Source organism: Ruegeria sp. CDSA077 (genome assembly GCF_059612265.1).
This window is the reverse complement of the sequence record NZ_JBXWQG010000001.1, coordinates 980,877-993,666: the sequence shown is the minus strand read 5'-3', so window position 1 is coordinate 993,666 and position 12,790 is coordinate 980,877. Positions and strand designations below refer to the sequence as shown.

12 protein-coding genes and 1 tRNA gene are annotated in these 12,790 nt (G+C 56.4%); 6 read left to right on the top strand and 7 right to left on the bottom strand.

Features of this window, described 5'->3' with window-relative positions:
* Positions 1-63 precede the first annotated feature (63 nt).
* Positions 64-140 (bottom strand) — tRNA-Ile (locus AC2FLE_RS05005).
* A gap of 107 nt (positions 141-247) precedes the next feature.
* Between AC2FLE_RS05005 and purM the strand changes: the two genes are divergently transcribed.
* The 3 genes from purM to rnd all read left to right on the top strand — a co-directional run bounded on the left by purM (position 248) and on the right by rnd (position 3,158).
* Complete coding sequence (gene purM / locus AC2FLE_RS05000) at positions 248-1,294, top strand: phosphoribosylformylglycinamidine cyclo-ligase (RefSeq protein WP_496695578.1); 1,047 nt, start codon at positions 248-250, stop codon at positions 1,292-1,294.
* A complete protein-coding gene (gene purN, locus AC2FLE_RS04995; protein ID WP_496695576.1) occupies positions 1,291-1,887 on the top strand; it encodes a phosphoribosylglycinamide formyltransferase in 597 nt (198 codons plus the stop codon). Before purM ends, purN begins: the two co-directional genes overlap by 4 nt.
* Before the next feature lie 113 nt (positions 1,888-2,000).
* Positions 2,001-3,158, top strand: a complete 1,158-nt coding sequence (rnd, locus tag AC2FLE_RS04990; protein ID WP_496695575.1) for a ribonuclease D — start codon at positions 2,001-2,003, stop codon at positions 3,156-3,158.
* Between the two features lie 6 nt (positions 3,159-3,164).
* Here the strand turns inward: rnd and AC2FLE_RS04985 are convergent, their stop codons facing one another.
* Complete coding sequence (locus tag AC2FLE_RS04985) at positions 3,165-3,689, bottom strand: hypothetical protein (protein WP_496695573.1); 525 nt, start codon at positions 3,687-3,689, stop codon at positions 3,165-3,167.
* Positions 3,690-3,828: 139 nt separating this feature from the next.
* On the opposite strand from AC2FLE_RS04985, the gene AC2FLE_RS04980 reads away from it, so the two are divergent.
* Positions 3,829-4,239, top strand: coding sequence for a SufE family protein (locus tag AC2FLE_RS04980; protein ID WP_496695572.1), 411 nt, complete (start codon positions 3,829-3,831; stop codon positions 4,237-4,239).
* Here AC2FLE_RS04980 and AC2FLE_RS04975 read toward each other — a convergent pair.
* Positions 4,236-4,898, bottom strand: coding sequence for a DUF1638 domain-containing protein (locus tag AC2FLE_RS04975; protein ID WP_142633590.1), 663 nt, complete (start codon positions 4,896-4,898; stop codon positions 4,236-4,238). The genes AC2FLE_RS04980 and AC2FLE_RS04975 overlap by 4 nt on opposite strands.
* Positions 4,899-5,052: 154 nt before the next feature.
* Positions 5,053-5,751, bottom strand: coding sequence for a corrinoid protein (locus tag AC2FLE_RS04970; protein WP_271947279.1), 699 nt, complete (start codon positions 5,749-5,751; stop codon positions 5,053-5,055).
* A 280-nt stretch (positions 5,752-6,031) separates the two neighbouring features.
* Between AC2FLE_RS04970 and AC2FLE_RS04965 the strand changes: the two genes are divergently transcribed.
* A complete protein-coding gene (locus tag AC2FLE_RS04965; RefSeq protein ID WP_496691186.1) occupies positions 6,032-7,117 on the top strand; it encodes a PA0069 family radical SAM protein in 1,086 nt (361 codons plus the stop codon).
* Positions 7,118-7,170: 53 nt separating this feature from the next.
* Here the strand turns inward: AC2FLE_RS04965 and gltA are convergent, their stop codons facing one another.
* Both gltA and gltX read right to left on the bottom strand, forming a co-directional pair.
* On the bottom strand, positions 7,171-8,466 hold the full coding sequence (gene gltA / locus AC2FLE_RS04960) for a citrate synthase (RefSeq protein WP_281972039.1): 1,296 nt from the start codon (positions 8,464-8,466) through the stop codon (positions 7,171-7,173).
* A 121-nt stretch (positions 8,467-8,587) separates the two neighbouring features.
* Positions 8,588-9,988, bottom strand: a complete 1,401-nt coding sequence (gene gltX / locus AC2FLE_RS04955; RefSeq protein ID WP_496695569.1) for a glutamate--tRNA ligase — start codon at positions 9,986-9,988, stop codon at positions 8,588-8,590.
* A 78-nt stretch (positions 9,989-10,066) separates the two neighbouring features.
* Here gltX and AC2FLE_RS04950 point away from each other — a divergent pair, with 78 nt between their 5' ends.
* Positions 10,067-12,082: a ComEC/Rec2 family competence protein gene (locus AC2FLE_RS04950; protein WP_496695567.1), complete on the top strand. Its 2,016-nt coding sequence runs from the start codon at positions 10,067-10,069 to the stop codon at positions 12,080-12,082.
* A gap of 3 nt (positions 12,083-12,085) precedes the next feature.
* Here AC2FLE_RS04950 and lexA read toward each other — a convergent pair whose 3' ends face one another.
* On the bottom strand, positions 12,086-12,784 hold the full coding sequence (gene lexA, locus AC2FLE_RS04945) for a transcriptional repressor LexA (RefSeq protein ID WP_282021212.1): 699 nt from the start codon (positions 12,782-12,784) through the stop codon (positions 12,086-12,088).
* Between the last annotated feature and the right edge of the window lie 6 nt (positions 12,785-12,790).

The following is a 12,790-nucleotide window of genomic DNA, read 5'->3' as shown; positions in this document are numbered from 1 at the left end:
GGAGCATCTCTCTCGATTTTCGGGCTGATAGATCGTTGTTTTTAAATGGAAATTTGCGGATTTTGGTAGGCCCGGAGGGACTCGAACCCCCAACCAAAGCGTTATGAGCGCTCTGCTCTAACCAATTGAGCTACAGGCCCGCCTAGGCGCTTTGCCTATCATGGTGAACGCCCGCGTCAAGCCTGACCGTTGCAACATCTCCAACAATCGACTAACCCGCGCGGGAACCATTCAAAAGAGGTTGGCGATGACAGCGAGCAAAAACGGAATCACCTACGCGGATGCGGGCGTTGATATTGATGCGGGGAATACTCTGGTCGACCGGATAAAACCTGCTGCCAAGCGGACCAACAGATCCGGCGTGATGAGCGGGCTGGGCGGGTTCGGCGCATTGTTCGACCTGAAGGATGCAGGTTATCGGGATCCGATTCTTGTCGGCGCCACCGACGGTGTTGGCACCAAGTTGCGGATCGCGATTGATACAGGCCTGGTCGATGGCGTCGGTATCGATCTTGTGGCCATGTGCGTCAACGATCTGATCTGTCAGGGTGCCGAGCCACTTTTCTTCCTCGACTATTTCGCCACAGGCAAGCTGGATACCGAGACCGCCGCACGGATTATTGAGGGCATTGCCGAAGGCTGCGTTCAATCGGATTGCGCATTGATCGGTGGCGAAACTGCCGAGATGCCGGGCATGTATCCCGATGGTGATTTCGATTTGGCCGGGTTTTCAGTCGGTGCGATGGAGCGCGGCGCACACCTTCCTGCAGATGTTCAACAGGGTGACGTGTTGCTTGGGCTGGCCTCAAACGGGGTGCATTCCAATGGCTATTCGCTAGTGCGCAAGCTGGTCGAGATCTCGGGCCTGGGTTGGGATGCGGCATCGCCCTTTGGGGATGGATCGCTGGGCGAGGCACTGCTGACCCCGACGCGCCTTTACGTGAAACCTGCGCTACAGGCGATCCGGACAGGCGGGGTGCATGCGCTCGCCCATATCACCGGCGGTGGCCTGACCGAAAACCTGCCACGGGTGCTGCCCGAAGGGCTGGGTGCCCAGATCGACTTGAACTCCTGGGATTTGCCACCCGTATTCCGCTGGATGGCAGAAACCGGCGGTATTGCTGAATCCGAGATGCTCAAGACTTTCAACTGCGGCATCGGCATGATCGTGGTTTGCGGCGCAGAGCAGGCCGACGACCTGTCGGCACTGCTGGCCCAAGCTGGTGAGACGGTTTCGCGGATTGGCACCGTAACCGACACCGCAGGAGTGGCCTATTCGGGCAAATTGCTGTGAGCCATAAGCGCGTCGCCATTCTGCTCTCGGGCGGGGGGTCGAATATGGTCTCTCTGGTCGACAGCATGACCGGTGACCATCCGGCCAGACCTTGTTTGGTCTTGTCGAACGATGCTGAGGCTGGGGGACTGAAAAAGGCAGCTGATCGGGGAATTGCAACGGCAGCCGTAGATCACCGGCCATTCAAGGGCGACCGCGCGGCTTTTGAGGCCGAGCTGCTGAAACCGTTAGAGCAAGCACAACCGGACATCGTGTGTTTGGCTGGGTTCATGCGGGTGCTGACCGGTGATTTCGTCTCGCGCTTTCAGGGTCGGATGCTGAACATCCACCCGTCACTGTTGCCAAAATACAAGGGTCTGAACACCCATGCCCGTGCGATTGCAGCAGGTGATATCGAGCATGGATGCTCGGTTCACGAAGTGACCGCAGCGCTGGACGATGGCCCAATCTTGGGGCAAGCCCGCCTGAATATTGAGGCTGGAGACACTCCTGAGACTTTGGCGGCGCGCGTTCTGACCTACGAACACAGGCTTTATCCGGCCGTATTGCGCCGCTTTGCCGGAAATGACCGCACGCCGGTGCTTTTGCCGTGAATCCCGCGGGGTGATTTACACGCGGTTGCCATTCGGCCTATGGTTCGCCCGACGGCCCGGAAACGTGTAGGACTGACGGGTGATTAAAAACAAAAGCAAGAATAGCACCACGAATGAAAACCCTCACGACGACGCAAGAGCTGGCCGATTTCTGCAAAGCGGCTGCGGCCTTTGATTACGTAACCGTAGATACCGAGTTCCTGCGCGAACGGACCTACTATTCAAAACTTTGCCTGCTTCAACTGGCGGTCCCGTCGCCCGACGAAGACAGCGCCGTTTTGGTCGATCCTTTGGCCGAAGGGATGACTCTGGAGCCTTTGTACGAGCTCTTCGCCGATGAAAGCGTGGTCAAAGTTTTTCACGCAGCCCGTCAGGATCTTGAGATTTTCTGGGTTGAGGCGGGTGTGTTCCCCAATCCTCTGTTCGACACTCAGGTCGCCGCCATGGTCTGCGGATTCGGCGAGCAGGTTGGTTATGAAACCCTGGTGCGCAAGATTTGTAAGGAAGGCGTGGACAAGACCTCTCGATTCACCGACTGGTCACGCCGCCCACTGTCCGAGGCGCAAAAGACGTATGCCCTGGCAGATGTAACGCATCTGCGGAAAATCTATGAGTATCTGTCGGCCGAGTTGACGAAAACCAAGCGCAGCCATTGGGTCGCCGAAGAGCTGCGCACGCTGACGCAATCCGGCACCTATGAGATCCAGCCCGAAAATGCGTGGAAGCGTATCAAAACCCGGACGAACTCGGCCAAGTTTTTGGCTGTTGTTCGCGAGTTGGCCGAGTTCCGCGAAGCCTATGCGCAGGAAAACAACGTACCGCGCAGCCGGGTGTTCAAAGACGACGCTCTGATCGAACTGGCATCGACCAAGCCGAAATCTTTCTCAGATTTGGGTGGATCGCGCCTGCTGCTGCGCGAGGCCCGCAAAGGGGTCATTGCGGATGGGATTCTGGCCGCTGTCAAAAAGGGTATTAATTGCCCACCAGAAAAATTGCCCAAGATTGATACCAGCCGTGACAAGTTGAAGGTAAATCCTGCGCTTGCCGACCTATTGCGGGTGCTGCTGAAATCAAAAACGGAAAGCTCGGGCGTGGCTGCCAAACTGATTGCTACCAGTTCCGAACTGGATCAGATCGCAGCCGGTGAACGGGAATTACCTGCAATGTCCGGTTGGCGGTTCGAGGTATTCGGCGAAGATGCTCTGAAACTGTGCGATGGCAAAATCGCCCTGGCAGCTAAAGGGCAGACCGTCACGGTCGTAGAGCTTTAGCAGGAATTATCTGCGGCGGGATTCCAGGGCATTTTGTTCCCCTTTGACGCGGACCAGCCGAATGTTTGCAAGCTCGTCTCGGCTGATATTGATTGCATTGGATACCCTTCGGGACCGTTCGGTCCCCTGGCTTGTCGCATATGACGGGTAGTCGACACGGAACGTGAATTCGAGAATGCCATTTTTCGCATTCTCTTCGCTTTCAACACGAACAAGCCGAGCATTATAGGCACCCTGCCTTGCAGCAATCCCAGTCGTGTAAACGATAGCTCCATTGGGAATTGGATCGATCCGCAGTTCTTCGACTTTGGCGATCGGGAAGCTCATGTCCACGGCTTCCGGCTTTGAAAATATGCCAACACCTTCGGCTTGTTGAGGAACCAGCGCATTTGCATCATTCACGGATACTTCAGAGGGTGCCGGAGTACTGGACCCAAACCAGTTTGTCGGGTTGACCCGAGAATCACGCCAAGCGCTGCAAGCCGACAGGGTCAAGGCAGCAGCCAAAAGAACAGACAGTGATTTCTTCATCGTCACAACACCCAGAGCAGTCTATATGGCAATGAGTTATCGCACTTTTCCGGGTTTGAAAAGCCACGTGGGGGGCTGGACAGATGCTGGTCAGGATCATAGTTCAAAAATGTGAACCCAATGAGAGGACAGCCCCGAGATGGCGACACCTGCTTTTGAAGAAATCGTCGAAGATTTCGAATTCCTGGAGGACTGGGAAGACCGGTACCGCCATGTAATCGAGCAGGGGAAAGCGATGGCGCCATTGGATGATGTGTTGAAGGTGCCTGCAACTAAAGTCCATGGTTGCGCCAGCCAGGTCTGGCTGCATCCCAGTGTCGACGGAGGGACTTTTCATTTTGACGGCGACAGTGATGCTCTGATCGTGCGGGGCCTGATTGCGGTCCTGCGATCCCTATATAACGGCCTGCCGGTTCAAGAAGTCCCTCAGGTTGACGCAGGAGGCGAACTGGCGCGGCTGGGGTTAAACGATCATCTTTCCGCGCAACGATCTAACGGTTTGAGGGCGATGATCGACCGTATCCGCGAGGTCGCGATAGAGGCCGCCTAAAGCGGGCGGCTGGCCCAGTCGCTCAGCGTGGATTGCAGATCACCATAACCGGTAAAACGGCGCTCGAAAGCCAGGCCCATTCGGTCTGCGCACTCCTTGGCCCGTTCGGTCAGAACCGCATCATCAGTCTGTGCCTGATAAACCAGTTTCGTGTAGTTGCCGAAATACATTTCCCTAAGCTCGGGGTGGCGATCCAGCCCCAGCGGCTTCCAGACGAAGGCATCGAATTGACGTGCCAGAAAATCTGTTAGGTAGAACGCTGTAGTTTCATCCTCGCCGCGATTTTCAAAGACCTGGTTCCCCTCGAAGAAAGAATAGCAGTGGGGCCCTTTGATCATCTCCACACCCATCTCCTCGCAGGCTTTCTGCAACAGGCCACCGGTGCCGCAATCTGCGTAGACGACATAAACTTTGTCGTATTGGTCGCGGTGTTTGGCAACGGCCTCTTCCACCGCCTGCGTGATCCGTTCCGGGTGGACGTGCAAGATGGCGGGCAGGCAGGTCAGTTCCATATGATCCCAGCCATTACGACGCTTTAGGTCCAGGATTTCCCGCGCCAGCGCACCGCAGGCCAATAACAGAATTCGCCCTGCGCCGTGATGGTCTGAATAGCCCTGTGTTGTCAGGCTGGCGTCGTCGGGAAGTTGGTCCTGAGTCATTTCGCGCCTCTTTCTCGTTATCTAGAAAATCGGCTTATTCGGTGGCTGGCAAGCCCGTATTCGACACATAATGTCGGCTTCGGATCAGGGTAGGGTGAATAAATGAAAAAGGCCGCCCGAAAACCGGACGGCCCTGAAATGGTTTAGATGTCGATCAACCCGCCAGCTGATTGTGCTTGCGCGAGACAAAATCCTTTGCCGTCTCAACAGCTACGGCCGCGTCACGGCAATAGGCATCAGCACCGATCGCCTTGCCGAACTCTTCGTTCAGGGGCGCGCCGCCAACCAGAACGATATAGTCGTCGCGCCGACCCTGTTCGATCAGTGTGTCGATCACGACTTTCATATATGGCATGGTCGTCGTCAGCAGGGCCGACATGCCCAGGATATCGGGCTGTTCGGTATCAAGCGCTTCCAGATAGTTTTCGACGGGGTTGTTGATGCCGATATCAACAACCTCGAATCCGGCGCCTTCCATCATCATTGACACCAGGTTTTTGCCAATGTCGTGAATGTCGCCTTTAACAGTGCCGATCACCATTTTACCAACGCGCGGTGCGCCGGTTTCGGCCAGCAGCGGCTTGAGGATAAACATGCCGCCCTTCATTGCGTTTGCGGCCAGCAAGACCTCGGGTACGAACAGAATGCCGTCACGGAAGTCGTGGCCCACAACCGTCATGCCGCCGACCAGTGCCTTGGTCAGGATGTCATAAGGTGTCCATCCGCGCTCCAGCAGGATGTTCACACCTTCTTCGATTTCTTCTTTCAGACCGTCGTAAAGGTCATCGAACATCTGTTCGACCAGTTCGTCGTCGTTCAGTTCGGACAGGACGATGTCTTCTTCATCGGACATGGGGCGTTTCCCTGAGCTGTTCGGGCCTTGCGCCCGTGGTGGCATTTTTTCCGTTTTGGCCATTTCGCCGTAATACTACTGTGACGATTGCGACCTTGGCAGTTCCGAGACCGACCTATAGGCCAAATTTGTCGTTATCTCGACGTCATTTTACACATGAACATCCTGCAATTCGTTCAAATGCACCAAATGTCCAGGGGCTGATTGGGGCTCTGATGCTGTCTCAGCAAGGTAAATGTGCCGCTTGCCGGACCGGTCGATATTCCATATACCAAATGACATGAACAAAAGTAGAACAAACCTTCCTTCGGCCATTGCCAAGGGGCGAGCAGCCACGGAAAATACGGCAGGCAGATTCGAACGGTTTGATACAATCCCCTGCGATGACGGCTGGGGGTATGATGACGATCTTCCTCCGTTGCGGACTGAAGTCAGGCACGAGACGGCACGCAGCATAATCACTTATAACCGCTCCCCCGACTTGCCATTTGATCGTTCGATCAACCCCTATCGGGGGTGCGAGCACGGCTGCATCTATTGCTTTGCACGGCCCAGCCACGCCTATCTGGGTCTGTCGCCGGGGCTGGATTTTGAGACGCGCTTGATTGCCCGACCCAATGCGGCCGAGCTTCTTCGCAAAGAGCTTTCTGCGAAAGGTTACAGTGTTGCGCCGATTGCGATTGGAACCAATACCGACCCTTATCAGCCAGTTGAAAAAAACCTGGGAATCACAAGGTCTTGTTTGTCGGTGCTTACTGAGTTTCGCCATCCGGTTGCGATTGTGACCAAGGGGGCATTGATCGAACGTGATCTCGATCTGCTCGCACAGATGGCGGAACAGGGTTTGGTTCGGGTCGGGATATCTCTGACCACGTTGGATGCGGATTTATCGCGCCGAATGGAGCCACGGGCACCCGCGCCAAATCGGCGCCTGAAAATCATTCGCAGGCTGACCGAAGCGGGGGTTCCGGTGCGGGTCATGACCTCTCCTTCAATTCCCGGTTTGACAGATCATGAGATGGAAAGCCTGCTAGAGGCGGGCAGGGATGCCGGGGCGGATGCAGCAAGCTGGATTATGCTGCGGTTGCCGCGCGAAGTTTCGGAACTTTGGCAAACCTGGCTGCAAGAGCAAGAGCCAACGCGCGCCGAAAAAGTCATGTCCAAGCTTCGGCAAATGCACGGGGGCCGGGACTATGATCCGCGTTGGGGCCACCGAATGCGCGGTGAGGGCGAATATGCCGAGATGGTGGCTAAACGGTTTTCACTGGCTGTAAAGCGGCTAGGCCTTGCAACGCGCACCCCGAAGCTGCGGTGCGATTTGTTCGATATCCCGCCCCAAGCCGGGGACCAGTTGACGCTGTTCTAACAAATCAGCCCCGGATTCTGGTCCGGGGCTGTTTGGTTTGTTGGGAATCGAAATCAGCGTTTTTCGATGTCCACGTAATCGCGACTGGTTTCGCCCAGATAGAGCTGGCGCGGGCGGCCGATTTTGTTCTGTGGATCTGCGATCATCTCTTTCCACTGACTGACCCAGCCAACGGTGCGCGACAGTGCGAAAATTGGGGTGAACATCGACGTCGGGAAACCCATCGCCTCGAGGATGATCCCTGAATAGAAGTCCACGTTCGGGAACAGTTTCTTTTCGGAGAAATACGGATCTTCCAACGCCTGTTTTTCCAACGCCTTGGCGACTTGCAGCTTGGGATTGTCCTCAATCCCCAGCAGATCCAACACTTCGTCGGCGGATTGCTTCATAACCTTGGCGCGCGGGTCAAAGTTCTTATAGACGCGGTGACCAAAGCCCATCAGGCGGAACGGATCGGCCTTGTCTTTGGCGCGGGCGATATATTCCGGGATACGGTCAACCGTGCCAATTTCTTCCAGCATTTCAAGGCAGGCCTGGTTTGCGCCGCCATGGGCAGGGCCCCAAAGACACGCGATACCAGCGGCAATGCACGCAAACGGATTCGCCCCCGAGGACGAGGCCAGACGCACGGTCGAAGTAGAGGCATTCTGTTCGTGATCCGCGTGCAGAGTAAAGATGCGGTCCATCGCGCGGCTGAGGATTGGGTTCACCTCATATTCCTCGGCAGGGACGCTGAAGCACATGCGCAGGAAGTTTGACGCATAATCCAGATCGTTGCGCGGGTACACGAAGGGCTGACCGGTGTGATACTTGTAAGCCCAGGCAGCGATGGTCGGCATCTTGGCGATCAGACGATGGGATGCGACCTCACGCTGATGCGGGTCCGAAACATCGGTCGAATCGTGATAGAACGCAGACATCGCGCCCACGACACCGACCATGATCGCCATCGGATGCGCATCACGGCGGAAGCCACGATAGAAATACTGCATCTGTTCGTGCAGCATGGTGTGGCGGGTGATCGTGGTTTCAAACTTTTCCAGTTCCTTGGCCGCCGGCAGCTCTCCGTAAAGCAGCAGGTAGCACACTTCGAGGAAATGCGATTTTTCGGCCAACTGGTCGATCGGATAGCCACGGTGCAGCAGTTCACCTTTTTCGCCGTCGATATAGGTGATGGTGCTGTCGCAGCTGGCTGTCGAGGTGAAGCCGGGGTCATAGGTGAACACATCCGCTTCGCTGTACAGCTTGCGGATGTCGATGACATCAGGTCCCACGGTAGGCGAATGAACCGGCAACTCGTATGTTTTACCATGTACGGTCAAAGTGGCTGATTTATTGCTGTCGGTCATAATGTCCCTTCCTCATTCATACGTGAAACGGATCGTCGTCCGTTTCGGCGGGCAACGGTTGCGCACAGGGGCGCAGCCCGGGTGTTAGCGGAGCAGCGTTACCCAAATGTGAAACCTTTGGTTATGTCGCTGCGTCGGAGAGCCGTGCCAGGGTTTCATCCCGCCCAAGCACAAGCATCATATCAAAAACCGAAGGCGTTACAGCCCGACCAGCCAATGCAGCGCGCAATGGCCCTGCCAGCTTGCCAAACTTTAGCCCTTTCGCTTCTGCAAACGAGTTCAGGGCACTCTCCAGTTCGTTCCGGGTCCAGCTAGCATTTTGCACGTGCGGCGTCAATTCACTCAGTATACCGTCGGATACAGAGGACAGCGCCTTTGCAGCCTTCTCATCAGGTTTAATCGGGCGTGACGTCAGCACAAAATGCGCTTTTTCAAGGAGTTCCGGGAAAGTGCGTGCCCGATCCTTGAGGCAATACATCGCACGTTCCAGATCACCTGATTGTGCATTGGTGAGAGCGGGCAGTCCCGCCGCCGCCAGGTATCCCTGAATTTCCTGCCGCAATGCGGCATCGCCAGTGATTGGAATATGCTGACCACATAGATTCTCGAGCTTTTTCAGATCGAACCGTGCAGGGCTTTTACCGATTCCGGTCAGATCGAACCACTCTTTCGCCTGCTCATCTGTAAAGAATTCGTCATCCCCGTGGCTCCAGCCGAGACGGGCTAGATAGTTGCGCATACCCGCGGCCGGGTACCCCATCGCCTGATATTCTTGGGCACCCAAAGCTCCGTGACGTTTGGATAGTTTCTTGCCGTCCGGACCATGAATCAGCGGAATATGTGCCCAGACCGGAACATCCCAACCCATGGCTTCATAGATCATCATCTGGCGTGCGGCATTGTTCAGGTGATCGTCGCCCCGGATAACATGGGTCACACCCATGTCGTGATCATCCACAACAACCGCCAGCATATAAACCGGTGTTCCGTCCGAGCGCAGCAGGATCATGTCGTCCAACTGATCGTTGCGGATTGTCACGTCGCCCTGAACCTGATCGCGGATCACGGTGACCCCGTCCCGAGGTGCCTTTATGCGGATCGCATATGGGGCGTCAGGTTGGGTCGAAGGGTCAGCGTCGCGCCAGGGGCTCTGGAACAGCGTCGATTTTCCCTCTGCACGCGCCTGTTCGCGAAAGGCTGTGATCTCGTCCTGGGTCGAAAAACATTTGTAGGCTTTGCCGTCCGCCAGCAGCTGATGTGCCACTTCAGCATGACGCGGGGCGCCTTCGAATTGGCTGATCACATCGCCATCATGGTCCAGGCCCAACCAGGACATCCCCTGAAGAATTGCTGCAGTAGCCTCTGGGGTTGAGCGTTCGCGGTCCGTGTCTTCAATCCGCAACAAGAACTTGCCACCACGTCCCCGAGCAAAGAGCCAGTTGAACAATGCAGTGCGCGCGCCACCGATGTGAAGAAAACCAGTGGGTGAAGGTGCAAAACGGGTGACGACCTGATCGGACATAGTGTGGATTAACCTTTTGGTAACCGTGTCGGGCTTAACTTGGCGCCTGTCTAACGAGCCCGAAGGACGGGGGCAACCATGCGTGTTCTGGCACGGGTCGAGACCGCATTGCTGAACCAGACAGGCTGTTTGTTTCAGTGGTCACCAGTGTGCTTGGCCATTGGCATCGGCCTGTATTTCGCGCTCCGGTTCGAGCCGGGGTGGCAGATTTACGTCTGTTTCAGCGCGGTAATTGTTGCGGCTATGGGGATGGCCCGCAAATCGCGGTCTGGCTGGGCTCCGTTGGCAATCGGGGGGGCACTGATCGCTGCCGGGTTCATCCTGGCCGGCGCACGTGCCCATACGGTGGCAGAGCCGGTTCTATCTTGGCGGTACTATGGCCCGGTCGAGGGACGTGTTGTCGCCATAGACCGCTCTGCGTCGGATGCGCTGCGGGTGACGCTCGATCGGGTGCGATTAGGGGACGTGCCCTTGGATCGACGACCGCGGCGCGTCCGACTTTCCCTGCATGGTGGGGATGTCGCGCTGGTTCCTGGGCAAAGGATCATGACAACAGGTCATCTGTCGCCGCCTCAAGGGCCGGTAGAGCCCGGCGGTTTCGATTTCCGTCGCCACGCATGGTTTCAACGTTTAGGGGCGGTCGGGTACACGCGCGTACCGGTGTTGTCGGTTGCCCCGCCGGACAGGACCAATCTCCGCATCACGGCGTGGAGGATGGCGATCTCAGAACATGTGCGCGCATTGCTGCCTGGAGAGGTCGGAGGTTTCGCCGCGGCTGTCACGACGGGTGATCGCAGCGGAATGGGTCAGGAAACGCTGAACAATCTACGGGCATCTAATCTGGCTCATCTGTTGGCGATATCCGGATTGCATATGGGGTTGTTGACAGGTTTTGTTTACCTAATTTGCAGGGTCACGCTGTCTGCTGTCCCGGTGCTCGCTCTTAGACTTCCGGTCCGCAAGATTGCAGCGGTTTGCGCCTTGGTCGCGGCGGTTGTTTATCTATTGCTGTCTGGCGGGAATGTCGCAACAGAGCGGGCCTTTATCATGGTCAGCGTAATGCTGGGGGCCATTTTGATCGACAGAAGGTCAATTTCGCTACGCGCGGTGGCCGTCGCTGCCCTTATCGTGCTGTCGTTGCGACCAGAATCTCTGTTAAGTCCCGGTTTTCAGATGTCCTTTGCTGCAACAACGGCACTGGTGGCCGTTTTCGGAGCCTTACGCGGTTTCGGTTCTGCTTTCGGGCCAAAATGGCTACGGCCCATTATCGGGGTGTTGATGTCATCTGCCATAGCGGGGCTTGCCACCGCACCGATTGGGGCGGCGCATTTCAATTCACTGTCTCACTATGGGCTGGTTGCGAATATGCTGTCGGTCCCGGTGATGGGAACCGTCGTGGTTCCTGCGGCCGTTATTGCCGCAATCCTGGCGCCATTCGGGCTTGAGTGGTTTGGGCTGGCGGTCATGGGGGCAGGGTTGGAATGGATTCTGGCGGTTTCAGACTGGATCTCGGGACTGGAAGGTGCGCAAGGTTATGTGGTCAGTCCACCGTCCTACGTCTTGCCCATATTTGCATTGGGCGCGCTCTGGATCGCCTTGTGGCGCGGTGGGGCAAGGTGGGTCGGCGTCGCACCTTGCATGGTGGCGATTGCGCTTTGGGGGCAGGGTAACCGTCCGGAAGTTTTGGTCGCAGACTCCGGTGGGTTAGTTGGTGTGATGACTGATCAGGGGCGCGCGCTGAGCAAGGAAAAGGGCAGCAAATTTATTGCAACCGTATGGCTTGAAAACGACGGAGACGGCGCGAGCCAGAAAACTGCCGCAAATCGCTGGCCCGATGGGAAAGATCTGTCGCAAAGATATTTCTGGCAGGGCAAAGAGCTGATTCACCTCACTGGCAAACGATCTGCGCGCGAATTCAGCGAATGTGGAGATGACCAAATCGTCATCTCTGCTGTTCCGGTCCAGCTGTCCGGCACCTGTATGGTGATTGATCCCGAGTTGTTGAACAAGACAGGAAGTATTGCACTGTCCAGCGGAAACGTAATGACCAGTGCCGAAGTCATAGGCAAAAGGCTGTGGTCGCCAGACAACTAAAGATCAATAGCTTCGGATCAGCCCAACCAAACGGCCCTGAACCTTGACCTTATCTTCGGGCAGTACACGCGTTTCATAGGCCGGGTTGGCAGCCTCAAGCGCTATCGCCTGACCTCTCCGATAGAACCGTTTGAGCGTTGCTTCCTGATCTTCGACCAGCGCGACAACGATATCGCCATTATCAGCCGCAGAGGTTTCGCGGATGACGACCACATCGCCGTCGTTGATGCCAGCGTCAATCATCGAATCGCCGCGTACTTCAAGTGCGTAGTGCTCGCCTCTGCCGGAAACCATGCTTCCGGGGACGGCAACGCGGTGCGAGACATGGCTGATCGCCTCGATCGGAACACCTGCTGCGATGCGTCCCATGACCGGCAATTCCATTGCGTCTACGGTCACTGGTTCGAAATTCGCGGGGCGTTTGCCTTCGGGCTTGTCACCTTCGATAACACGGGGTTTGAAAGCGACTGTTGGCTCTCCTCCCAGGCTTTCAGGAAGTTTGACGATTTCGATGGCACGGGCACGATGGGCCAGACGACGGATAAAGCCGCGTTCTTCAAGCGCTGTGATCAACCGATGGATGCCGGATTTGGACCGCAGGTCCAGCGCAGCTTTCATTTCATCGAAACTTGGGGGGACGCCATCCGCCTGAACGCGTTTATGGATGAACTCCAACAAATCCAACTGCTTCTTGGTCAGCATTGCTCA